Genomic DNA, 23571 nt, shown 5'->3' on the forward strand with positions numbered 1-23571 from the left:
GCCGTGGCCGCCTTGGGCGCACCTGTTCGGGGGGCCCCCCCCCCCCCCCCCACCGTACCCCCCCTCCCGCGGCGCGGGGGGGCCCCCCCCGCGGCGCGCCCCGGGGGGGGGGGCCCCCGGTGCGCCCCCGCGTGCGCTCCCGGTGTCGGCGGTCAGCCCAGCAGCCGCGACCAGAACCGGGCCCAGCGTCCGCGCGGCTTCACGGGGTCGGACACCGGGGGCGCCCCGGCCGGCTCGGCGTGCGCCGGGTAGCCGGGAGCGTGGTGCCAGGACTGGTCGGCGGTGGCGACCCGGCCCTCGCGCATGATCCGGACGGTGTGTCCGCCACACCCCGGGCAGGTCGGCTTGAGCAGCGGGGACGGTACCCGGACACCGTTGGCGTGGTATTCGAACACGACGTGCCCGTCCTTGCCGGCGTGGTGCTCGATGTCGTACGCCTGCTCCCAGCCGTACCCGCATCGCAGGCAGGCGAAGGAGTAGGCCTCCCGCACGGTCTCGACGGGAGTGTGCGGCCTTCCGGCCAGGCCGGGGGCGCTCAGCGCGTTGCCACCGAGGGGGCTACCGATCATCTCGCTCATAGCCGTCTCCCAGCGCCCGCCGGGCGCTCGCCCGGCTGGGTCTTTCCATTCCAGGAAATGCCCTGACGGCCTCGGCCGATGCCCTGCTTGTGAAGAGTTGGACGCGGGTTGGGAACTCCTATACGAAAGGCCTGGATCGTTCCGGAAACCGCGACCGAATCTTCAGCTCCGTGGGCGTTTACCGGGGCCTTCCCTCAAAGGTACGACTCCCCCGGAGTCACGCAACCCCCGGAATTCACCCCTCTTTCAGGGCCCCGTCCCGGCCGCCGCCGGGCCCGCTTCCGGCGCTACTTCCCGGCCCCGTTCCCGGCCCCCTTCGCGGCCCCGCCCCCGGCCTCGTTCTTCGCCTCGTTCTTGGCCGCCACCACCGCGTCGAACACCTCCCGCTTCGGCAGCGCGAGCTCCGCCGCGACGGCCGCGATGGCCTCCTTGCGGCGCTCCCCGGCCTCCTCCCGGACGGCCACCAGCCGGGCCAGCTCGGCGGGGGTGAGCTCCTGCGGCGCCGCCGGCGGGGCGCCCGCGACGACGACGGTGATCTCGCCCCTGACGCCTTCGGCGGCCCAGGCCGCCAGGTCGCCCAGGGGCCCGCGCTTCACCTCCTCGTACGTCTTGGTGAGCTCGCGGCAGACGGCGGCGGGCCGGTCGGCGCCGAACGCCTCGGCCATCGCGGCGAGCGCCTCGGCGATCCGGTGCGGCGCCTCGAAGAAGACCATGGTGCGCGGCTCGGCCGCGATCGAGGCCAGCTGCCGGGCCCGGTCGCCGGTCTTGCGCGGCAGGAAGCCCTCGAAGGTGAAGCGGTCGACGGGCAGGCCGGACAGCGCGAGCGCGGTGAGCACGGCGGACGGCCCGGGCACCGCGGTGACCTTGACGTCGGCCTCGACGGCGGCGGCGACCAGCCGGTAGCCGGGGTCGGAGACGGACGGCATGCCCGCGTCGGTGACCAGCAGCACCCGGGCGCCGCCGAGCAGTGCCTCGACCAGTTCGGGGGTGCGGCCGACCTCGTTGCCCTCGAAGTAGGAGACCACCCGCCCGGCCGGGGTCACCCCGAGCGCCTGGGTGAGCCGGCGCAGCCGCCGGGTGTCCTCGGCCGCGATCACGTCCGCCGTGGCCAGTTCGGTGAGCAGCCGGGGCGGGGCGTCCGAGACGTCGCCGATGGGGGTGCCTGCGAGAACGAGTACTCCTGTCACGGGCCCCATCCTTGCAGCTACCGCGGCCCGGGGGCTTTTGGTGACGATTCGGGCAGCTTCCGAGGGAGCGGTCACGTGTGCGAGAAGCGCCCCTACGATGTGGCGGATGAACGGCGACACGGCGGCTCGCACGCCCACTGGTACAGACCACACCGCGCAGGATGGCGGCGACGTGGCCGGCCTGCCGTCCTCCGCCGTCCCGGCTCCGCGGCCCGCCGACCAGGCCGGGAGCCCCGCACAGCCCGACCGACCCGACCAGTTCGACGACCCGGACCAGCCCGACCAACCCGGCAGCGCCGCGCGGAGCTGGCGCGAGCGGCTGGCCGGGTTCGGCTACGCCGGCCGCCCGGTGGCCCCGCTGGCCGAGCGCCTGGCCCCGCCGATGCCGGACGGCCCCGGGGTGACCCCGGCGGTGGTGCCCCCGTCGCCGCTGCTGCTGCGGCTGGGCGTGTCCGTGCCGCCGGCCGTGTGGTCGTGGCTGTGCCGCTGGTCCGGCTGGCTGGGCCCGATCGCGGTGGCGGTGTTCGCCGGGATCCTGCGCTTCACCAACCTCGGCCAGCCGCACGCGATCATCTTCGACGAGACGTACTACGCCAAGGACGCCTACGCGCTCTGGCACGGCGGCTACGAGATCAACTGGCCGGACGGCGCCAACGAGCAGATCATGACGCCCGGCGCGGCCGTCCCGTACCGCTCGGCGGCGTCCTACGTGGTCCATCCGCCGGTGGGCAAGTGGATCATCGGCGCCGGCGAGATGCTGTTCGGCATGAACCCCTTCGGCTGGCGGTTCGCGGTGGCCCTGCTCGGCACGCTGTCGGTGCTGATGGTGGCCAGGATCGCCCGCCGGCTGTTCCGCTCGACCCTGCTGGGCTGCGTGGCCGGCCTGCTGCTCTCGGTGGACGGCCTGCACCTGGTGCTCAGCCGCGCCGCGCTGCTGGACCTGGTGGTGATGTTCTGGATCCTCGCCGCCTTCGGTTTCCTGCTGCTGGACCGCGACCGCACCCGGGCCCGGCTGGCCGACCGGCTCGGCGGGGTGGCGGACGCGGTGCTGGCGCAGCGGGCGAACCTGGGCTGGCGCCCGTACCGGATCGCGGCCGGCGTCTGCGTCGGCCTGACCTGCGCCACCAAGTGGAGCGGCCTGTACGTCGCGGCGGCCTTCGGCGTGATGACGGTCCTGTGGGACGTCGGCGCCCGCCGCCTGGCCGGGGCCCCGCGCCCGTACCTGGCGACGCTCGCCCGGGACGTGGTGCCGGCCTTCGTGTCGGTCGTGGTGGTGTCGCTGGTCGTCTACGTCACGTCCTGGTGGGGCTGGTTCGCCAGCAGCAACGTGCCGGGCAAGGGCGGCTGGGGCCGGGACTGGGCGGTCGGCCGCTCGACGGACTACCCGTGGATACCCGAGGGGCTGCGCGCCCTGTGGCACTACCACTCGACGGTCTACGACTTCCACACCCATCTGAGCGACCCGCACACCTACCAGTCGAACCCGTGGTCCTGGCTGGTGCTGGGCCGGCCGGTCTCGTTCTTCTACGAGTCCCCCAAGCAGGGCCAGAGCGGCTGCACGGCCGCCGAGTGCGCCCGCGAGGTGCTGGGCATCGGCACCCCGCTGCTGTGGTGGGCGGCCGTGGTGGCGCTGGTGTACTGCCTGTGGCGCTGGGTGGCGCGGCGGGACTGGCGGGCCGGAGCGGTGCTGTGCGGCCTGGCCGCCGGCTACCTGCCGTGGTTCGCCTACCAGCAGCGGACGATCTTCCTCTTCTACGCGGTGGTGTTCGTCCCGTTCCTGGTGCTCGCGGTGACCATGCTGGTCGGTGCGCTGATCGGGCCGCCGGGCGCCTCCCGGGACCGCCGGATCATCGGTTCGGCGGCGGCCGGGCTGCTGGTGCTGCTGATCGTGTGGAACTTCCTCTTCTTCTTCCCGCTGTTCACCGGGCAGACGATTCCGATGGACGACTGGCGCCAGCGGATGTGGTTCAACAGCTGGATCTGATCGACACCGCTGTTCCCTGAATCGTCCGTATGCGGTGCACGACACGTACCAGATCCGTCACAACTCGCGGGCATTTCGTCGGCGCACCGATCGGCGCTGCCTAGGGTGGGGGGAACAGCGTGTCCGGCCCCGGTCGGTTGCGCCCGTCCGGCAGACCCTTGGGGGAACAGCACCATGCGCAGAGGCGCGAAGATCGGCATCATCACCGGCGTCTCCGTCGCCGTGCTCGCAGGCGGTGGCTACGGGGCGTACAGCCTGATGGGCGGCTCGGACTCCGGATCGTCCTCGGCGAAGAAGCCCCGCACGGTGGTCGCCGAGCCGCCCTCGGCCGAGCAGGCGACCAACGGTGCGAAGGACTTCCTGGCGGCCTGGGCGGCCGGCGAGCTGGACAAGGCGGCCGCGCTGACGGACGACCCGGCCGCGGCCACCACCGCGCTGACGGCGTTCCGCGACCAGGTCAAGCCGAGCGCGCTGACCCTGGCCCCGGCCGGCCCGGCCACCCCGCAGGCCTTCGCCTCGGCCACCGGCACCCCCGCGCCGGCCAAGCCCTCCGCCGGAGCCTCGGCCACGCCGTCGGCGGGCGCGACCCCGGGTGCCACCGACTCGCCGTCGGCCTCCGCCTCGGCCGGCCCCGCCGGTGTGCTGATGGGCTTCAAGGCGCGCGCCGAGTTCGCCGGCACCAACCGGGTCTGGGACTACAACGGCTTCCTGAACGTCGTGAAGATGAGCGACAACACCCCGGCCGTGCACTGGGCGCCGACGGTGATCCACCCGCACCTGTCCGGCAACGAGACGATCGCCACCCAGCAGGTCTTCGCCCCGCCGTCCACCGTGGTGGACCGCAACGGCAAGCCGCTGCAGGGCGCATCGCTCACCCCGGCGCTGCTGTCCACCCTCCAGGACAACGCCCACAAGCTGCTGCCGCCGGACCCGAACAAGGACCAGGACGCGGGCAGCGCGGTGGTGATCAGCGACCCGGCCGGCAAGGGGGCCGCGGACAAGCTGTTCACCATCGTCGAGCCCAAGCCCGGCAAGCCGTTCAAGGTGACCATCGACAACACCATCCAGGCGGCGGCCGAGAAGGCGATGACGGACCTGGGCGGCAAGTCCGGATCCGTCGCCGCGATCGAGCCGAGCACCGGCCAGGTGCTGGCCTTCGCCAACGCGCCGGCCAACGGTCAGAACCGGGCCTTCACCGGCCTGCTCGCGCCCGGCTCGACGATGAAGATCGTCACCTCGACGGCGCTGCTGGAGGCCGGGGTCAACCCGGACACCGTGGTGGCCTGCCCGGAGAAGAGCAGCAACCCGGTCGCGATCCCGAACGACTTCCCGGGCGCCTTCCCCAACAACACGCTCCAGCAGGACTTCATGATGTCCTGCAACACGGCCTTCATCAACCAGGGCCTGACCAGTCTCAAGCCCGAGACGCTGTCCAGCACGGCCAAGGACGTGTTCGGCATCGGCCTGGAGTGGAAGACCGGCCTGCCGAACACCGACGGCAAGGTGCCGCCGACGCCGGGCAGCAAGGACGAGCAGGCCATGAACTACATCGGCCAGGGCAAGGTCCAGATGAACCCGCTGGCCATCGCCTCGATCACCGCGACCGTCCAGAGCGGCGCGTTCAAGCAGCCGATCCTGGTCCCCGGCCTGCCGCAGCAGGCGGCGGCCCGCCAGATCGCGCCGGACGTCGCGGGCAAGCTGCGCGCGATGATGAACGCCACCGCCACCGGCGGCACGGCCAAGGACGTGATGGCCGGGATCACCGACAACGCGGGTGCCAAGACCGGCTCCGCCGAGGTCGCCGGCGCGTCCACCACCAACAGCTGGTTCACCGCCTTCCGCGGCAACATCGCGGTCGCCGCCGAGGTGCAGGGCGGCGGCCACGGCGTGGACGCGGCCGGCCCGGCCGTCGCCTCGCTGCTCAAGGCCGCGGGCCGCTAGAACAACCCGTCCGACCGGAGCCCGCTCAGCCCCGCGGCAGGGCGGGCTCCGGTCTGCCCGGGAGCCGGTGCGGCGGGATCGGGCGCCGGCTGCTCCAGCGCCGGGCCGCCAGCCGCGGCCAGATCACCAGGACCACCGGCAGGGCGAGGTAGCCGAACCGCCCGGCCGGGGCGAGCATGAACGCGATCGCCAGCCCGGCGGCCAGCAGGTCGGCGGCCGCGATCGCGGACACCGGCGGCCGGGCGAGCAGCCAGATGGCCACCCCGATCCCGCCCATGGTCATCAGCGCCAGCGAGACGGAGTGCCCGGTCGGCCCGAAGCCGGCCAGCACCTTGCCGGGCAGCGGGCTGCCGGCCGGGGTGCGGATGGCGGTGAGCCCGAGCGGGAAGCGCACCACCTGCTCGCGCAGCGCGTCCGCCCGGGTCAGCACGGAGGGCAGGAGCACGGCCAGGCCGGTGCCGAGCGCGATCAGGGTGGTCCGGGCGGCGGGCCGGCGGCCGTACAGGCGCCACAGCAGCAGGGCGGCGACCGGCAGCGCCGGCCAGGCCGTCCACTTGAGGGTGCAGGCGAGGGCGAGCACCAGGCCGGCGCCGACGGTGCGGTCCCGCTCGGCGAGTGCCATGGCGAGGCAGCAGAGGCCGATCAGCGGCAGGTCCACCCCGCCGACGACGAGGGCCAGCGAGATCAGCGGCGAGGCGGTGAGCACGGCGAGCGGCAGCAGCGGCGCGCGCTCGCGGGTGGGCCGCAGCAGCCGCCAGCTGGCCAGCAGGCAGACCACGAAGGCCAGCGCGAACCAGATCCGGGCGTCCCCGGCGACCTGGGCGAGGTCGGAGCCGTCGCCCAGCAGTTGGCGCGGCATCCCGAACAGGGTCATGGCCGGCAGGTACGGGTTGTAGTCGGTGACGACCACCGGGTGCGACAGGTACGGGCTGCCGGTGGTGAGCAGCAGGTGGGCCGAGCGTTCGACCACCATCACCTCGGACTGGTGGCGGCCCTGCACGGCGAGCAGGGCGAGCGGCGCGAGGACGGCCCCGGCGAGGGCGACCACGGCGGCGGCGCGGGCCGCGTAGCGGCGCGGCAGGGTGAGGCAGAGCAGCCCGGCCAGGACGTAGGCGGGGGCCGCGATGAAACCCCACATCCGCTGGTTGGGCAGGTCGGAGACGAGCGGGAAGGCGGCCGCCCAGCCGGCCGCGATCAGGCAGCCGAGCAGTTGGACGGTGCGCATCGAGGCGAGTCGGGCGGGATTCAGCCGATCGGGCGTGGGTGGGAACGTGCTCTCGCCACGCTGGCGGGGGAACGGCCGACTGGAGAAGCCGAGGGGCGGTCGTCCTGGTCCGGACGGCGCTGCGGCGGGGGTCGGCGGGGCCGGCGTTCTGCTGCGGCCGGTGAAGCGGCCGCGCGGGCGGGAGAAGCCGGGCGTGCGGGTGCTCACCATGGTGGAAGGTTATGGGTGGTGGCCGGGCCCTGTCGCCATGGCGTGGGGCACGTGGCGGGAGGCGGCATGAGGGGGGCCGCCGAGTGTCGTGGTCGGCGGCCCCTCATGTCCGGATTCGTCCGGCTCAGCTGTTGCGGTGGCCGGTGGAGCTGTCCGCCGCGGCGGCCTGTGCCTGCTGCTCCAGCTTGGAGTGCTTGATGCTGTAGCCGAAGTAGACGACCACGGCGACGGCGAGGGCGATCGCGCCGGCCCGGAAGGTGTCGGCGTGCAGGCCGGTGATCAGGTAGGCGCAGAAGGCGACGCTGAGCAGCGGGACGACCGGGTAGCCGGGGACCTTGAAGCCGCGCGGCAGGTCGGGCTGGGTGCGGCGCAGGATGATCACGCCGATCGAGACGACCGAGAAGGCGATGAGCGTCCCGAGGCTGGTGATGTCGGCCAGCTCCTTCAGCGGGACGAAGGCGGCCAGCGCGCCGACGCCGAGGCCCACCACGAGGGTGTTCCAGACCGGGGTGCCGGTGCGCGGGGAGAGTTCGGCGAAGCGCTTGGGCAGCATGCCGTCGCGGCCCATGGAGTACAGGATGCGGGTCTGGCCGTAGATCACCACGAGGGTGATGCTGAAGATCGAGATGATCGCGCCGATCGCGAAGACGATCGAGGGCCAGGTCTGGCCGGTGATGTCCTGGAGGATCTGGGCGAGGCCGGCCTCCTGGCCCTCGAACTTCTGCCACGGCTGGGCGCCGATGCCGGCGAGGGCGACCAGGATGTAGAGCAGGGTCACCACGACCAGCGAGATGATGATCGCCAGCGGCAGGGTGCGGCGCGGGTTCTTGACCTCCTCACCGGCGGTGGACACGGCGTCCAGGCCGATGAAGGAGAAGAAGATGCTGGACGCGGCGACCTGCACGCCGCCGATGCCGAGCGGCATGAACGGGGTCAGGTTGCCGGAGTGGAAGCCGGTGAGCGCGATGCCGACGAACAGCAGCAGGATCAGGATCTTGATCCCGACCATGGCCGCGTTGACCTTCACCGACTCGCTGACGCCGCGGGTGAGCAGCACGCAGACCATCGCGACCAGCAGCAGCGCCGGCAGGTTGAACCAGTGGGTGTCGTTGGGCGCGCCGGACAGCTGCTCCGGGATGGTGAAGCCGAAGGCCAGGTCGAAGAACTTGTTCAGGTACTCGGCCCAGCTCACCGCGATCGCGGAGGCGGAGACGCCGTACTCCATCAGCAGGCAGATGCCGACGCCGAACGCGACGCCCTCGCCGAGGGTGGCGTAGGCGTAGGAGTACGAGGATCCGGAGACCGGGATCGCGGAGGCCATCTCGGCGTAGCAGAGCGCGGTGAGTCCGGCGGTGACCGCGGCGAGCACGAAGGACAGGATGACGGCCGGTCCGGCCGAGGGCACCGCGGTACTGAGCACGAAGAAGATGCCGGTGCCGATGGTGGCGCCGATGCCGATCGAGGACAGCTGCCAGAGGCCGATCGTGCGGCGCAGGTGGATGCCGGAGCGTCCGCCCTCCTCGGGCGCACCGGCCGGGAGGCCGTCCTGGCCCTCGCTCTCGGCGATGAGGGACGAGACGGGCTTGCGTCGCAGCAGACGCGCACCGAGAGAGTTGCTGGTCACAACTGCGGTCCTTCTGGGCGGGGGGAGGGTGTCCTGGCGGCCGGTCACTCGACGCGCCATGGGGTGTCATCGGGGACCAACCGAACAAAGATGGGACAGTACCCCGCGAAAGCACCAGTGTCGCAAACGAACAGTCCGGATCGGCGCATTGTACGAATTGGCGCATGAGCCTATACAAACCGGACACTTCGCAGACGGCGGATTCGCCGTCCAGCAGCTAAAGCAGCAGCTCAGCGGCCCAGCACCGCCCGCATCACCGAGCGGGCGATCGGCGCGGCCAGCCCGCCGCCGGTGACGTCCGTGGCGTCACTGTCCGCGATCACCACGGCCACCGCCACCGGCGGCACCGCGTCCGAGCCGGCGGGCTTGGCCCAGGAGATGAACCAGGCGTACGGCGTCCCGCTGTTGTCCACCCCGTGCTGCGCGGTGCCGGTCTTCCCGCCGACCACCGCGCCGCCGATCCGGGCGTTGCCGCCGGTGCCGTTCTCCACCACGTCGGCCATCAGCTTCTGCACCTGCCCGGCCACCGCCGGGGTCATCGCCCGCCGGTACACGGCGGGTTTCATCAGCTGCACCGCGGTGCCGTCGCCCTTCGTCAGCTTGTCCACGAGCTGTGGGCGCATCACCGTCCCGTCGTTGGCGATCCCGGCCGCGACCATCGCCATCACCAGCGGGGTCGCCGCGGTGTCGAACTGCCCGATCGAGGAGAGCGCCACCTGCGACTGGTTCATCGTGGTGTCGAAGTTGGACCGGGCCGGGCGCACCGGCATGTCCAGCCTGGCGTCGTTGAAGCCGAAGTTCTCGGCCATCGCCACCATCGGGCCCAGCCCGGTCCGCACCCCGAGGTAGCCCAGCACGCTGTTGCAGCTGTGGACCATCGCGGTGTCCAGCGACTGGCCGGGCCGGTCGCACGCCGAGGTGTCGTTGACCAGCGGCGTGGTCGTCCCGGGCAGCACGTACGGGAACGGCGCGTCGGTCGGCGCTTCGGGGTCGGTGACCACCCCGGCCGCGAGCGCGGCCGCCGCCGTGACCACCTTGAAGGTCGAGCCCGGCGGGTAGGTCTGGCGCAGCGCCCGGTTGAGCATCGGCTGGTCGGTGTCGGCCTGCAGCCGGTTCCAGGCGGCCTGGTCGGCCGCGGCGGAGCCGGCGAAGCTGCCCGGGTCGTAGGACGGCGTGCTGGCCAGGGCGAGGATCCGGCCGGTGGCCGGCTCGATCGCGGCCACCGCGCCCTTCTGGCTGCCGAGCCCGCGCACCGCGGCCTCCTGGGCGGCCCGGTTCAGGGTGGTGTAGACGTCCCCGCCGGGGTTCTGCCTGCGGGCGACGGCGTCCCAGACCGCCCAGCCGGCCAGTCTGCTGTCCGTCCCGGACAGCAGGTCGTCCTCGACCCCCTCCAGCTGGGTGTTGCCGTACGCCTGCGAGGCGAAGCCGGTGACGGCCGCGTACGTCGGGCCGTCGGTGTAGGTGCGCTTGTAGTCGTACCGGCCGCCGGTGGGCTCGGAGCCGGTCACGGTGTCCGCGCCGACCCGGATGTTGCCGCGCGGCTGCGAGTACCGCTCGATGGTGAGCCGCTGGTTGGCGGAGTTGTGGTTGAGGTCCTCGGCCTGGAACACCTGCACCCGGGTGGCCTGGACGCACAGCGCCGCGACCAGCAGCAGGCAGAAGACGCCCGCGCGGCGCCCGGTGACGGAGATGCCGGGCAGGCCCTGCGGCCCGTTGCCCCGGGCACGCGGACGGGAGCGGGCGCGCGCCATCAGTCCTCCTCCGACCCGGACGCGGACACGGGCAGGACCGGGGCCGGGGCCGGCCGGCGCGCGATGTCGCTCATCCGCACCAGCAACGCCACGATGATCCAGTTGGTGACCACCGAGGAGCCGCCCTGCGCGACGAACGGCAGCGTCATCCCGGTCAGCGGGATGAGGTCGAGCACCCCGCCGGCCACCACGAACACCTGGAGGCCGACGATCGCGGCCAGCCCGATCGCCAGCAGCCGCCCGAACGGGTCGCGCAGCGCGATGCCCGTCCGGAACCCCCGGGAGATCAGCAGCGCGTACAGCAGGAACACCGCGACGAGCCCGGTCAGGCCGAGTTCCTCGCCGATGGTGGCGAGGATGAAGTCCGACTTGGCGGCGAAGCCGATCAGCACCGAGTGCCCGTTGCCGAGCCCGGTGCCCAGTTCCCCGCCCCAGGCGAAGGCGAACAGCGACTGGGCGATCTGGTTGGCGCCCTTGCCCGCCGCGATCGAGCCCAGCGGGTCCAGCCAGTCCGTCACCCGGCTGTGCACGTGCGGCGAGAGCCAGCCCACCGTGGCCGCCCCGACCGCCGCCAGGGCCAGCCCGATCACGATCCACCCGGTGCGCGCGGTGGCCACGTACAGCATCACCACGAACAGGCCGAAGAACAGCAGCGAGGTGCCGAGGTCCGTCTCCAGCACCAGGACGCCGACGAACGCCGCCCAGATCAGCAGCACCGGCCCGAGCACCCGGCCGCGCGGCAGCTGCCAGCGCCAGACCCGGCGGCCGGTGAGCGCCAGCGCGTCCCGGTGCACCGCCAGGTAGGCGGCGAAGAAGACGGCCAGCAGGATCTTGGCGAACTCCCCCGGCTGGAAGGACAGCGGCCCGATGACGATCCAGATCCGCGAGCCGTACACCGGCGGGAAGAAGATCGGCAGCACCAGCAGGACCAGCGCCACCAGCGCCCCGAGGTAGGCGTACCGCTGCAGCCGCCGGTGGTCGCGCACCAGCAGCACGACCGCGATGAACAGCGCCACCCCCAGGCTCGACCAGAGCAGCTGGGTGGAGGCCGCGCCGGCGCCCGAGGTGGCGCGGTCGAGCCGGTAGATCACCACCAGGCCGATCCCGTTGAGCAGCACCGCGATCGGCAGCAGCAGCGGGTCCGCGTACCGGGCCCGCCGGCGGACCACGGCGTGCGCCAGCAGGGCGAGCACGCCGAGCGCGGCGCCGTACTCGACCGCGCCGGCCGGCACCCTGCCGTCCAGGTTGACGCCGACCTCGACGTAGCCGAACACGGCGATCAGCACGGCGGCCAGGACCAGCAGCAGCTCGGTGGTACGCCTGGTCGGCACGGCTGCGGTTCTCGTCACGGCGGGGGGTGTCGCCACGGACCGTCCTGGGGGTCGCGGGGAGCCGGAGCGCTGTTCCGGGGGGATGCCAATCGGGATGGACCGGCGACACGAAGCCGGTTCACCCAGGTTCGTCACCCTAACGAGCACTATCCATATTTATCGGCTTTTTGCTGCGGTGTGTCCGCTCTTGGCGTGAATCCTCCGCTCACTCGGGCCGCCGTCCGGCCAGCGCCGCCGCCCCGGCCGCCGCCGCGGCCAGCAGGACGGCGGCGAGCGGCAGTTCCGCCCACGGCACGGCGACCCGGCCGGTGCGGGCCGCGGAAACCAGACCGCGGACCGCCGCGTTGGCCGGCGAGAGCGGCGCCACCAGCTCCAGCGCGGCCAGCACCAGCGCCACCGCGATGCCGTACTGCGGCCGCGCCAGCACCGGCCGGTTCGCCAGCGCCCCGGCCGCCACCCCCAGCAGCACGCACACCACCGCGGCCGACGCCCCGGCCGCCAGCGCCGGTCCGGCCGGCGGCTGCCGCTCCACCCCCGGGTTGGCCACCGTCCCGCTCAGCCACCACAGCACCGCCACCTCGGCCGCCGCCAGCGCCAGCCCGGCCGTCAGCGCCGCCAGCAGCGCGCCCAGGTGCACCCGCAGCGGCCCCGCCGCCGCGACCAGGCAGGCCCGCGAGGCCGGCGGCTCCGCCCCGAGCACGCTGCGCACGTACCAGGCGCTCACCGGCAGCAGCACGGCCGCGCCGTAGCCGAGGTCACCCAGCAGCGGGTTGCCCGCCGACACGCCCACCACCAGCAGCAGCGCGTACGCCAGGAACGGCGGCAGCCAGGCGTGCGAGCGCACCAGCAGTTCCAGGTGGTACCGGGTCAGCGCTCCGAGCTGCCTCACCGCTGCCCCTCCCGCTGCCGTACCGCCAGCACCCGGACGACCGGGCGGCCGAGCAGCAGCCGGCGCAGCAGCGCGTCCGTGTGCGCGGCCGGCACGGTCAGCCGCACGACCGTGCCGGCCAGCGGGGTGAGCCGCGGCGCCCCGGGCAGCCGGGGCGGCAGCGGGGTGCCGTCCGGGACGTCCACCTCGACCTCCATCGTCGGGCCGCCGCCGTCCGGCGCGGGCCCCGCCTCCTCGGCGGGCCGCAGCGCGCCGTCCGCGCCGACCCGGTAGGCGGCGCTGGTCAGCCCGGCCAGCCGGGCCGGGTCGTGGTCGACGAACAGCACCGCCCCGCCGTCCGCCGCCCGCTCGGCGGCCGCCTCGTCCAGCACCGCCCTGGCGTCGGGGTCGAGCCCGGTCCACGCCTCGTCCAGCAGCAGGACCGGGGCCTGCGCGAGCAGCGCCTGCGCGACCGCGACCTTCTGGCAGGTGCCCTTCGACAGCCGGCTCAGCGGCGTGCCCGCCCGGTCCGCGATGCCGAAGCGGTCCAGCCAGTCCCCGGCCCGCCGCCGCGCCCGCTCGGCCGACAGCCCGTGCACCCGGCCCACCCGCAGCAGGTACGAGGCGGCGTCGAACGGCAGCGCGGGCGGGAAGCGTTCTGGCACGTACGCGGCACCGCCCGGGCGGGCCACCCGCCCGGCGGTCGGCCGCTCGATCCCGGCCGCCAGCCGGAGCAGCGTCGACTTGCCGCTCCCGTTCGCCCCGGCGATCCGCACCAACTCCCCCGGCCCGACCGCGAGATCGACCCCGCACAGGACCCACCGCCCGCGCCGCCCGTACCGTTTGCCGACCCCCGTCAGCTCCACCGCGCCCCCACTCCCGCCCGGACTCGCACGAAACCCGCACGGAAGGCTATCCGGCCCGGGTAGGGCGGACGTAAGTCCTCGCAGCCCCGACGGCCTTTCCACGCGCCGGAGTTCACGCCGCGGCGGGGTGGCGCACGATCCGGTCTCGTTTGGCCATCGCGAACTGATGATCCCTAGGATCACCGGGTGACTACCGGACGACGACCAAAGACCAGGCTCGGCAGCCTGCTGGGCGCCCTGGCGATAACGGGCGCCTCGCTGCTCATCGGCCTGCCCGCCCACGCCGACGAACCATCAGCCGGAGCCGCCGCGCCCAAGGAGGCCCCCAGGGTCGACCTCGTCCTGGACGTCAGCGGCTCCATGAACGAGCGGGACATCCAGGGCAAGAGCCGGATCTCGGTGGCCCAGCAGTCGCTGAACGACGTGATCGACGCGCTGCCCGCGGAGACCGAGTTCGGCATCCGCACCCTGGGCGCGAACTACCCCGGCAACGACAAGACCCAGGGCTGCCAGGACACCAAGCAGCTGTACCCGGTCGGCAAGACCAACAAGGTCGAGGCCAAGACCGCCATCGCCACCCTGCGGCCCACCGGCTGGACCCCGATCGGCCTGGCCCTGCGCGGCGCGGCCCAGGACCTCGGCAAGGGCGAGACCACCCGCCGGGTGGTGCTGATCACCGACGGCGAGGACACCTGCACCCCGCCGGACCCCTGCGACGTCGCCCGTGAACTCGCTTCCCAGGGCATCCACCTGGTCGTCGACACCCTCGGCCTGGCCCACGACGACAAGACCCGCCAGCAGCTGCTCTGCATCGCCAACGCGACCGGCGGCACCTACACCGACGTCCGCACCCAGGAGCAGCTCACCGACAAGGTGAAGCAGCTGGTCGACCGCTCCAACGACACCTACGCGGTCACCCCGGTGAAGACCTCCGGCGCCGACAAGTGCGAGAGCGCCCCGGTGCTCGCCCCGGGCGTGTACAGCGACCGCGAGAAGTTCTCCGAGCACCGCGTCTACAAGGTCCCGGTCAAGTCCGGCCAGGAGCTGCGCGCCTCGGTCAGCGTCGGCCTGGACCGCGCGGTGGCCCGGGACTACGGCGTCCTGCTGCAGGCCACCAGCGCGACCGGCCAGGAGCTGGTCCGCGGCACCGACGCCGGCAGCAGCCGCACCGACGTGATCTCCACCGGCCTGCGCTGGTCCACCAGCGACTCCAAGGGCTACATCACCACCGGCCCGACCTCCTCGTCGAGCGCCAAGCCGGAGACCACCGTCTGCCTGGTCGTCAGCAACTCGCTGGCCCCGCAGGCCGGCGTCCAGGCCGACCCCGGCCTGCCGCTGGAGCTGACCGTCGACCTGGCCACCGCCTCGTCCGCCCCCGAGGGCGCGGCGATGGGCCTGGGCCGCGGCTGGATCCTGCTGCTCACCCTCACCCTCGCCGGACTGCTGTTCGGCCTGGTGTTCGGCTGGATCGCCCGCTGGCGGATCTCTGTCTGGCGGGAGAACTGACCATGCGACCGACCACACGATCGACCACGCGCACGACCCTTCGCGGCGCCCTCGCCGCCCTCGCCCTGCTGCCCGCCCTCGCGCTGGCCGCCCCGGCCGCCTCCGCCGCCTCCCCCTCGCCCTCGGCGAGCGCGAGCGGCGCCCCGGCCCCGGCCACCAAGGCCGGCACCTCCTTCCTGACCGCGACCAACCTCTCCCCCGGCCAGGACGCCAACGTCGCCGCCTCCACCGGTGACTACCTGTACTGGGCGTTCGGCGCCTCCGAGGGCCAGACCCCGACGATCGGCCTGACCGTCAACCTGGCCCCCGCGACCGACCGGCACGGCCCGCAGACCTGGTCCGCCGAGGTCTTCGACGGGCTCCGCCGCCGCCAGTCCTGCACCGCCGGCACCCAGAACGCCACCGGCGACCAGAACACCGGCACGCTCACGCTGAGCTGCACCCTGCGTGAGATCCGCTCCTGGGCCGAGCCGTGGTCCGGCGACCCGCTGCCCGGCACCTACTACGTGCGGCTCTCGGTCAGCGACGTCCCGCAGCCCGACCTGGGCCTGGCCACCTCCGTCCAGCTGCACGTCAGCGCCAAGGGCAACGCGGACAACGCCCAGCCGGAGGGCGGCGAGCTCAAGGCCCCGCTGGTCCCGCCGGCCGGCGGCGGCGCCAGCACCGCCAAGGCCGCCGCCCCGGTGGCGGCCGAGGAACACTGGTACACCGGCTGGTTCTCCGGCTGGAACAGCCGCTGGTACTGGACCATCGGCGGCGGCGCCCTGGCCGCCCTGGCGGGCGTCCTGGGCTACAACCTGACCCGGCACCCGCGCGGCTACCGCCCGCCCCGCTACGGCGCCGTCCCGCCGCAGTCCGGCGCCCCCCAGCCCGGCCCCTACGCCGGCTCCCAGCGCCCCTGACCCACCCCGCCCCACCCCGAGGGCCGGCCGGATTCCCCCGGCCGGCCCTCGGCCGTTCCCACTCCCGTTTCCGCTCCTGCTCCCACTCCCGTCCGCGACCGACCGTCAGTTCACCGGCCCACCCCGCCGTGACGGTCGTCACACGGCCAACTCCCGCACCCCCGCGCGGGATCGACCCCGGACAACGCAGAAGCCCCGCCCGGTCTGACGACCGGGCGGGGCTTCTGTTGGGTGGAGCTGAGGGGATTCGAACCCCTGACCCCCTCGATGCGAACGAGGTGCGCTACCGGACTGCGCCACAGCCCCAACGAGAAGAAACTCTAGCACCTTCCGGAGGGGGTCCGTGACCACCCCCGGGGATGCGGTGCTGGTCCGGGGGCCGGGGAGGTCACTCGTTGGCCGCGCGGGGGCGGGCGTCGGGGGCCGACGGTTCGGCGTACTGGTCGAACAGCGGGGTGTTGCGGGCGGACTCGGCGGGGCGGCCCGCGGTCCAGGTGCCGGGGGCCGTCAGGTCGAGGCCGCGGGAGACCCTGGGGGCGACCGGCGCCGTGACGTACGTCGGCAGCGGGACGGGCACCGGCTCCCAGGAGTCCGGGCCGGCCGCACCGCGCTCGCGCATGCCGTCGACCCACTCCTCGTGCTCGGTCGCCTCGGCCACCGCGGAGGCGGACGGCGCGGAGACGGCGGCCTCGCCGGGGTCGGCGGCCAGCCGCAGGTGCGGGCGGCGTCCGGCCCGCCCCTCGGCGGCCGGGGCCTGGGCACGAGCCGGGGCGTGGGCCCGGACGTGGGGCTGGGTGTGGACCTGGGCGTGGGCCTGGGTGTCGACGGCCTCGGCGGGGACGCTCCGGGCCGCGGCGCGCTGCTGCTCGCGCTTGCGCAGCCGCTCGGCCGCCTGGGCGGCCCGGGCACGGTCGAGCTTCACCTCGTAGCGCTGGCGCTCCAGCTTGCGCAGGTGGCCGATGTACAGGGTGAGGAGGGTCGCCGGGACGGCCGGGACCCAGAGGAAGGCCAGTCCGGCCACCGCCGCGACCACGGCGCCGAGCGCGAAGGCCAGGAAGAGGGCGGTGACCATCCGGCGCCGGCGGGCCAGCAGCCGGGCCCGGCGCTGCGCCCCGCCGTGCGGCGCGGAGCCCGGACGCTCTCCCCGGGCACCCCGCTCGGGCGAGGGCGCGGTCGCGGTCGCGGACACCGGCACCGGCGCGGGTGGAGGCTCGACGGAGGCCGAGGACTCGGGCTCCACGACGGGCGGCACGGAGTCCGCCGCGGGGTCGCCTGAGGCGGCCCCGTCCCGTCCGGGAGGGCCGTCGCTGCTGTGCTCGTCGTCACGCGGTTCGTCGCCCAGGGCCCGGGCCGCCCGCCGCTCCAGCCCCGAACGCCCGGCCAGCAGGCGGATGGCGGTGCTGAAGCGCTCCGTCGGGCGCGCCTCGTTGAGTTCGTCCTGCCTGCGGAGCCACATCGGCACCAGATAGGCGGCCCAGGCCCCTACGATGACGGCGTAGATAAGGCCGCTACTGCTCACGACCCACACCGTACGGGCGCCGGGAAGGCCTGGCAGCAATTTGGCTCGGCGTGTCGTGTGATCAAGCTGATTCTCCGACTATTTTGCCGGTATTTGTGCCAGTCCGCCGTCGCGGCGATGCCATATCGATATTTGATTCGAACATATATTCAATTACTTGGCCCGTGACCTGAACTGATCGACCGCCAGCGTTCCAGCATCCCCTCCGGCACCTCCTCGGCGGTCAGCGCGTACACCAGGTGGTCCTGCCAGGCGCCGTCGATGTGGAGATAGCGCGGGCGGATTCCCTCCGAGCGGAAGCCGAGCTTTTCCACCACCCGGCGGCTCGGGCCGTTCTCCGGGCGGATGCAGACCTCGATCCGGTGCAGGCCGAGGGTGCGGAAACAGTGGTTGACGGAAAGCGCCACGGCCGTCGGCATGATGCCCCGGCCGGCCACCGCCTCGTCGATCCAGTACCCGACGTTCGCCGAGCACATCGAGCCCCAGGTGATGCCGCCGACGGTCAGCTGGCCCACCAGCTGGCCCTTGTAGAGCACGACGAAGGGCAGCATCCGCCCGGCCGAGCCCTCACCGCGCAGGAAGCGCACCATCTGCCGGAACGTCGGACGCGGCCCGGCGGCCTGCCCGGCCGGACCGGGCGGGACGGTCGCCTCCCAGCGGCGCAGCCAGTCCCGGTTGCGGAGGCTGACCTCCTGCCACTCGCGCTGGTCGCGGGCCCGGATCGGGCGCAGCACGACCTCTCCCTCGTGGAGTTCTACCGGCCAGCCGGCGTTCAGTGCGCTCTCCCGGAAGCTGGTGCGTCCGGCCGGGGGTGGTCCCCGCCGCCGAGTTGGTCGACGGCGTGGGCGAGCAGCGGTTCGAGGACGGCCAGGCCGTCCTTGACGCCGCCGGTCGAGCCCGGCAGGTTGACGATCAGGGTACGTCCGGCGAGCCCGGCCAGCCCGCGGGAGAGCGCCGAGGTCGGGACCTTCTCCCGGCCGTACGCGCGGATGGACTCGGCGATGCCGGGGACCTGCCGGTCGATCACCCGGGCGGTCATCTCCGGGGTGAGGTCCATCGGCGAGATGCCGGTGCCACCGGTGGTGAGCACGACGTCGTAGCCGGCCGCGACGGCCTCGCGCAGGACGGCCTCCACCGGCTCGCCGTCCGGGACGACCCGGGGGCCGTCGGCGGTGAAGCCCATCGCGGTCAGGCCGGCCACCAGCAGCGGGCCGCCCCTGTCCTCGTACACGCCGGCCGAGGCCCGGTTGGAGACCGTTACCGCAAGCGCCCTCATGCGCCCGCCCCCTCGATGGTGAACCCGTTCCGCCCGCTCACTCGCCCGCCTCCGGCGCGAACCAGTCGCCGCTCTTGCCGCCGGTCTTGCTGAGCACCCGGACGGACTCGATGGCGGCGCCCTTGTCCACGGCCTTGACCATGTCGATGACGGTGAGGCCGGCCACCGCGACGGCGGTCAGCGCCTCCATCTCGACGCCGGTGCGGTCGGCGGTCCTCACGGTGGCGGTGATCTCGACGGCGTCGTCCGCGACCGTGAGGTCCACCGTGACGCCGGAGACGGCGATGGGGTGGCAGAGCGGGACCAGGTCGGGGGTCTTCTTGGCGCCCATGATCCCGGCGATCCGGGCCACCGCGAGGGCGTCGCCCTTGGGCACGCCCTCGCCGCGCAGCAGCTCGACCACCTTCGGGGAGACCCGGACCCGGCCGGCCGCGACGGCGGTGCGCGCGGTGGCGGCCTTCTCGGAGACGTCGACCATCCGGGCCGCGCCCTGGTCGTCGACGTGGGTGAGGCGGTCGCCGGGGGGAGGTGTCGTCACGGGTGGCTCCAGGGGCGCGCAGGTGGAATACCGCGCTACCGTACAGCTCCCCCGCCCCACCCCGTGGGAGGGGCCTGGTCCGCGGGACATGTCCCAGGGCGTGTTTCATCATTCGCGTCGGATCAGCGCGCGGCGTTGGGCGCCCGGCTGGGCGTGCCGGCGAAACGTCCTCGTACTGGGTCGTACTTGGACGTTTCGCCGGTGCGGTCAGGCGGGATGCCCGGCGTCGCGCGCCCGGCGGGAATGATGAAACACGCCCTAGCAACCGAGCAGGACCACGTCGACCTCGCTGCCGGCGGGCAGGGCGGTGACGGCCTCGGGGACGGTGATCAGGCAGTTCGCCCGGGCCAGGGCGCCGACCAGGTGCGACTCGGCGCCGCCCACCGGCTCGACGGTGCCGTCCGCCGCCGAGTAGCGGCCGCGCAGGAACTGCCGGCGGCCGGCCGGGGAGCGCAGCGCCGCCGGGCAGAGCGCGCGGACCACCGGGCGGTGGACGTCGGCGGCGCCGAGCATGGTGCGGATGACCGGGCGGACGAACAGCTCGAAGGAGATGTAGGCGCTGACCGGGTTGCCGGGCAGGGCGAGCAGCGGCACGCCGGCCGGGCCGCCGATCCGGCCGAAGCCCTGCGGCTTGCCGGGCTGCATCCGCAGCCTGCGGAAGTCGACGCCGCCGTAGGACTCGAAGACCTCCTTGACCACGTCGTACGCGCCGACGCTGACCCCGCCGCTGGTGACGATCAGGTCGGCCCGGCCGAGCTGGTCCTCCAGGACGGCGCGCAGCCGGTCGGCCCGGTCCGGGACGGCGCCGACCCGGTAGGCGATGGCGCCGGCGTCCTGGGCGGCCGCGGTGAGGGTGAAGCTGTTGGAGTCGGAGATCTGCCCGGGGCCGACCGGCTCGCCGGGCTGGACCAGCTCGCTGCCGGTGGACAGCACCACGACCCGGGGGCGCGGGCGGACCGTGACGGTGGCGCGGCCGATCGCGGCGAGCAGGCCGAGCTGGGTGGGGCCGAGCCGGGTGCCGGCCCCCAGGACCTTGGTGCCGGCCGCGACGTCGCTGCCGCGGCGGCGGATGTGGGCGCCCTCGGCGACCGGGCGCAGGACGCGGACCTCCTCGTCCTCGACGGGCGCGGTCATCGCGTCGGCGGGCACGCCGGTGCCGGTGCCGCCGTCGGTCCATTCGACCGGGGCGACGGCCTGGGCGCCGGGCGGGACGGGGGCGCCGGTCATGATCCGGGCGGCCTGGCCGGGCCCGACCCGGGGCAGTTCGCCCGCGCCGGCCGCGATGTCGCCGACGACCGCGAGCACCGAGGGGTACGGGTCGGTGGCGCCGACGGTGTCGGCGGTGCGCACGGCGTAGCCGTCCATCGAGCTGTTGTCGAAGGGCGGCAGGTCGCCGTCGGCGAGGACGTCCTCGGCGAGCCGGCAGCCCTGGGCGTCGAGCAGTTGCAGCTCGATGGCGGGCAGCGGGCCGACCGCGGCCAGGACGTCGTTGAGGTGTTCGTCCACCGTCCAGAGGCGGGGGGCCGCCGGTGCCGGGTCCGTGGTTCCGTCGCAGCAGGCTGCGGCGGATCCGGTGGTGTGGTGGGTGGACCCGGTCATCGGCGGCTCGCTCTCTGTCGTCGTGTCAGTCCTGCAGCTCGGAGGCGACGAACTCGCGCAGCCAGGAGCGGAACTCCGGGCCGAGGTCCTCGCGCTCGGAGGCCAGTCGGACGATAGCGCGCAGGTAGTCCGCGCGGTCGCCGGTGTCGTAGCGGCGGCCCTTGAAGAGCACGCCGTGGACCTGGCCGCCGGCCTCCGGGTCGCGGGTGGTCAGCTCGCGCAGGGCGTCGGTGAGCTGGATCTCGCCGCCGCGGCCGGGCGGGGTCTCCCGCAGCACGTCGAAGACCAGCGGGTCGAGGACGTAGCGGCCGATGACGGCGTAGTTCGAGGGGGCCTCGTTCGTCTCGGGCTTCTCGACCAGGTCGGTCACCTGGAAGACGTCCTCGCCGAAGCCGTTCGCCTTGACGGCGGCGCAGCCGTAGAGGTGGATCTGGGAGGGGTCGACCTCCATGAGGGCGACGACCGAGCCGCCGAGCTCCTGCTGGACCTCGATCATGCGGGCGAGCAGCGGGTCGCGCGGGTCGATCAGGTCGTCGCCGAGGAGGACGGCGAAGGGCTGGCCGGCCACGTGCTGCTCGGCGACCGAGACGGCGTGGCCGAGGCCCTTCGGGTCGCCCTGGCGGACGTAGTGCATGTTGGCCAGCTCGACGGATTCGCGGACCCGGCGCAGGCGGTCCTCGTCGCCCTTGCGGGCGAGCAGCTCCTCCAGCTCGTACGCGCGGTCGAAGTGGTCCTCCAGCGCCCGCTTGTTACGGCCGGTGACCATCAGTATGTCGGACAGCCCCGCGGAGGAGGCCTCCTCGACGACGTACTGGATGGCCGGCTTGTCGACGACGGGCAGCATCTCCTTCGGAGTGGCCTTGGTTGCCGGGAGGAAGCGGGTGCCCAGTCCGGCCGCGGGTACCACGGCCTTGGTTACCGGGATTCGGGAGTTGGTCGTCGTCATGCGTTTACCTTACTCAGGCACGTTTTCGCCCGGCCGAGCGCGGTCGACGGCTAGGACAGCACGTCGCGGGGCCCGGCCACGGCGGCAGGCGTATGGGAATTGACCGGCTGGGCGAGGGGGTCCCCGCCGGCACAGGGCGACAGACTACCCGGCTTTTTTGAACGGTCACGCTCGGCAGTCGCGTTGGGCTGCGCACCGGCGGCGGGCGGGGCGGCCGGCCGCGCCGCCGACCGGTCGCCGGGGCCCGGGCGGACCCGCCAGCAGTCGCCGCCGGCCGCCCTGGCCTCGGCGAGCGCGCGGTCGGCGGCGCGCAGCAGCACGGCGGCGTGGGTGCCGTCCTCGGGCAGCACGGCGACGCCGACGGCGGCGGTGAGGCCGTTGCCGTGCGCCGGGCGGGACTCGCGCGGGCCGGAGGACCAGTCGAGCAGCAGGTGCCGGCGGACCGACCAGACCAGGCGCTCGGCGACCTGCACGGCGCCCTCGGCGCCGGTGTCCGGCAGCACCACCAGGAACTCCTCGCCGCTGTAGCGGCCGAGGGTGTCGGCGCGGCGGATCTCCATCGCCAGCCGCTGGGCGAGGTCGCGCAGCACCGCACCGGCACGGCCGCGGCCGTGCTCGGCGACGACCGCGTCGAAGCCGGTGATCTCCAGCAGCAGCACGGCCAGCGGGCGTGGTCCTTCGGGCTGGTCGGTCCGCTCGGCGCGGCGGGAGCGCTCGATCTCGCGGTCCAGGGTGAGCTGCAGGTGGCGGTAGTTCCACACGCCGGTGAGCGGGTCGCAGGAGGCGGTGCGCTCCAGGTCGGCGCAGTGGGTCTCCAGTTCGGCGATCCGCTCGCGCAGCTGCTCCTGCCGGGCGGCGGCTTCGGCGCCGCCCCGGCGCAGCCGCAGCCCGAGCACGGTGGCGCCGGCCAGCGCGGGGGCGCTGAGCACGGCCAGGGCCTGGACCAGCAGCGGGGTGGACAATCGCGGCGGCCTTTCGCATGTCAGGCTCTGCGCGTCGATGGCGCCGGTCGGCGAGACCAGTCGGCGAGACCGGTCGGCGGCACAGCTCGACGGCACAGAGTTGCGGAGGATCCGATGCACAACGAGAAGAGCGATCTGAGGACACGGCTGTTGACCCGGCGCCGCGCACTCTCCGCCGACGGGCGCGCGGAGGCCGCGCACGCGCTGGCCGGGCACGCCGGGGAGCTGGCGGCGCCGGGCACCACCGTGGCCGCGTACGTGTCGGTGGGCGCCGAGCCCGGGACCAGGCCGCTGCTGGACGCGCTGCGGGCGCGCGGGGTGCGGGTCCTGCTGCCGGTGCTGCTGCCCGACAACGACCTGGACTGGGCCGCCTACCAGGGCCCGCAGGAGCTGGCCCCGGCCGGGCGCGGGCTGCTGGAGCCGGTCGGCCCGCGGCTCGGCCCGGAGGCGGTCACGGAGGCCTCGGTGGTGCTGCTACCGGGCCTGGCGGTGGACCGGCGGGGGCTGCGGCTGGGCCGCGGCGGCGGCAGTTACGACCGGGTGCTGGCCCGGCTGGGGCGGGCGGGCGCGCGGCCGGTGCTGGCGGTGCTGCTGTACGAGCACGAGCTGCTGGACGAGGTGCCGGCCGAGCCGCACGACCGCCCGGTGGACCTGGCGGTCACGCCCGCCGGGCTGCGCAGGCTGGGGTGAGACGGCGGCGGGGCCCCCCCCGGGGGGGGGGGGGGGGGCCGGGGGGGGGGGGGGGGGGGGGGGGCAGC

At 74.1% G+C, this 23571-nt stretch carries 20 protein-coding genes and 1 tRNA gene; 5 read left to right on the forward strand and 16 right to left on the reverse strand.

What is annotated here, in order from left to right; all coding sequences use genetic code 11:
* Positions 1-152 precede the first annotated feature (152 nt).
* On the reverse strand, positions 153-578 hold the full coding sequence (locus ACFWPI_RS10055; RefSeq protein ID WP_350877715.1) for a hypothetical protein: 426 nt from the start codon (positions 576-578) through the stop codon (positions 153-155).
* A 287-nt stretch (positions 579-865) separates the two neighbouring features.
* On the reverse strand, positions 866-1765 hold the full coding sequence (gene rsmI / locus ACFWPI_RS10060) for a 16S rRNA (cytidine(1402)-2'-O)-methyltransferase (protein ID WP_380345710.1): 900 nt from the start codon (positions 1763-1765) through the stop codon (positions 866-868).
* 106 nt (positions 1766-1871) lie between these two features.
* On the opposite strand from rsmI, the gene ACFWPI_RS10065 reads away from it, so the two are divergent.
* Together ACFWPI_RS10065 and ACFWPI_RS10070 are read left to right on the forward strand one after the other, a co-directional pair.
* A complete protein-coding gene (locus tag ACFWPI_RS10065; RefSeq protein ID WP_380372807.1) occupies positions 1872-3749 on the forward strand; it encodes a dolichyl-phosphate-mannose--protein mannosyltransferase in 1878 nt (625 codons plus the stop codon).
* A gap of 174 nt (positions 3750-3923) precedes the next feature.
* Positions 3924-5690, forward strand: coding sequence for a penicillin-binding transpeptidase domain-containing protein (locus ACFWPI_RS10070; protein WP_380345712.1), 1767 nt, complete (start codon positions 3924-3926; stop codon positions 5688-5690).
* A 25-nt stretch (positions 5691-5715) separates the two neighbouring features.
* On the opposite strand, the gene ACFWPI_RS10075 is transcribed toward ACFWPI_RS10070, so the two are convergent.
* From ACFWPI_RS10075 to ACFWPI_RS10100, 6 genes are all read right to left on the reverse strand, one after another.
* Positions 5716-7125 (reverse strand): glycosyltransferase 87 family protein, encoded by a 1410-nt coding sequence (locus ACFWPI_RS10075; RefSeq protein WP_380345714.1) that lies wholly within the window; start codon positions 7123-7125, stop codon positions 5716-5718.
* Positions 7126-7249: 124 nt separating this feature from the next.
* Positions 7250-8809, reverse strand: a complete 1560-nt coding sequence (locus tag ACFWPI_RS10080; protein WP_380372802.1) for an amino acid permease — start codon at positions 8807-8809, stop codon at positions 7250-7252.
* 170 nt (positions 8810-8979) lie between these two features.
* Positions 8980-10500, reverse strand: a complete 1521-nt coding sequence (locus tag ACFWPI_RS10085; protein ID WP_380372799.1) for a penicillin-binding transpeptidase domain-containing protein — start codon at positions 10498-10500, stop codon at positions 8980-8982.
* Entirely contained in the window at positions 10500-11867 is a 1368-nt protein-coding gene (locus tag ACFWPI_RS10090; protein WP_380372796.1) for an FtsW/RodA/SpoVE family cell cycle protein, read from the reverse strand. Before ACFWPI_RS10090 ends, ACFWPI_RS10085 begins: the two co-directional genes overlap by 1 nt.
* A gap of 169 nt (positions 11868-12036) precedes the next feature.
* Entirely contained in the window at positions 12037-12720 is a 684-nt protein-coding gene (locus ACFWPI_RS10095; RefSeq protein ID WP_380372793.1) for an ABC transporter, read from the reverse strand.
* Positions 12717-13565: an ATP-binding cassette domain-containing protein gene (locus tag ACFWPI_RS10100; RefSeq protein WP_380372790.1), complete on the reverse strand. Its 849-nt coding sequence runs from the start codon at positions 13563-13565 to the stop codon at positions 12717-12719. The genes ACFWPI_RS10095 and ACFWPI_RS10100 overlap by 4 nt, the downstream gene beginning before the upstream one ends.
* A 186-nt stretch (positions 13566-13751) precedes the next feature.
* Here ACFWPI_RS10100 and ACFWPI_RS10105 point away from each other — a divergent pair, with 186 nt between their 5' ends.
* Positions 13752-15071: a VWA domain-containing protein gene (locus ACFWPI_RS10105; RefSeq protein WP_380345724.1), complete on the forward strand. Its 1320-nt coding sequence runs from the start codon at positions 13752-13754 to the stop codon at positions 15069-15071.
* 2 nt (positions 15072-15073) lie between these two features.
* The gene (locus ACFWPI_RS10110) at positions 15074-15973 is read left to right on the forward strand and encodes a hypothetical protein (protein ID WP_063348076.1); all 900 of its coding nucleotides are present in this window, start codon (positions 15074-15076) and stop codon (positions 15971-15973) included.
* 232 nt (positions 15974-16205) lie between these two features.
* On the opposite strand, the gene ACFWPI_RS10115 is transcribed toward ACFWPI_RS10110, so the two are convergent.
* The 8 genes from ACFWPI_RS10115 to ACFWPI_RS10150 form a co-directional block, all read right to left on the reverse strand.
* Positions 16206-16279: transfer RNA gene (locus ACFWPI_RS10115), tRNA-Ala, on the reverse strand.
* Between the two features lie 82 nt (positions 16280-16361).
* A complete protein-coding gene (gene glpR / locus ACFWPI_RS10120) occupies positions 16362-17492 on the reverse strand; it encodes a gephyrin-like molybdotransferase receptor GlpR (RefSeq protein ID WP_380372786.1) in 1131 nt (376 codons plus the stop codon).
* A gap of 149 nt (positions 17493-17641) precedes the next feature.
* The gene (locus ACFWPI_RS10125; protein WP_380372783.1) at positions 17642-18226 is read right to left on the reverse strand and encodes a GNAT family N-acetyltransferase; all 585 of its coding nucleotides are present in this window, start codon (positions 18224-18226) and stop codon (positions 17642-17644) included.
* A gap of 38 nt (positions 18227-18264) precedes the next feature.
* Positions 18265-18768 (reverse strand): molybdenum cofactor biosynthesis protein B, encoded by a 504-nt coding sequence (locus ACFWPI_RS10130; protein ID WP_063348079.1) that lies wholly within the window; start codon positions 18766-18768, stop codon positions 18265-18267.
* A gap of 37 nt (positions 18769-18805) precedes the next feature.
* Positions 18806-19246, reverse strand: a complete 441-nt coding sequence (gene moaC, locus ACFWPI_RS10135) for a cyclic pyranopterin monophosphate synthase MoaC (RefSeq protein WP_380372816.1) — start codon at positions 19244-19246, stop codon at positions 18806-18808.
* 318 nt (positions 19247-19564) lie between these two features.
* Positions 19565-20905, reverse strand: coding sequence for a gephyrin-like molybdotransferase Glp (gene glp / locus ACFWPI_RS10140; protein ID WP_380372780.1), 1341 nt, complete (start codon positions 20903-20905; stop codon positions 19565-19567).
* A 25-nt stretch (positions 20906-20930) separates the two neighbouring features.
* Positions 20931-21851, reverse strand: a complete 921-nt coding sequence (gene galU, locus ACFWPI_RS10145; protein WP_063348081.1) for a UTP--glucose-1-phosphate uridylyltransferase GalU — start codon at positions 21849-21851, stop codon at positions 20931-20933.
* A 50-nt stretch (positions 21852-21901) separates the two neighbouring features.
* Positions 21902-22813 carry a GGDEF domain-containing protein gene (locus tag ACFWPI_RS10150; RefSeq protein ID WP_380372776.1) on the reverse strand — a complete coding sequence of 304 codons (912 nt, stop codon included), beginning with the start codon at positions 22811-22813 and terminating at the stop codon, positions 21902-21904.
* A gap of 114 nt (positions 22814-22927) precedes the next feature.
* On the opposite strand from ACFWPI_RS10150, the gene ACFWPI_RS10155 reads away from it, so the two are divergent.
* Positions 22928-23503 carry a 5-formyltetrahydrofolate cyclo-ligase gene (locus ACFWPI_RS10155; protein WP_063348083.1) on the forward strand — a complete coding sequence of 192 codons (576 nt, stop codon included), beginning with the start codon at positions 22928-22930 and terminating at the stop codon, positions 23501-23503.
* The last annotated feature ends 68 nt before the right edge of the window (positions 23504-23571 follow it).

The organism is Kitasatospora sp. NPDC058492 (assembly GCF_042720685.1).
Lineage (GTDB): Bacteria > Actinomycetota > Actinomycetes > Streptomycetales > Streptomycetaceae > Kitasatospora.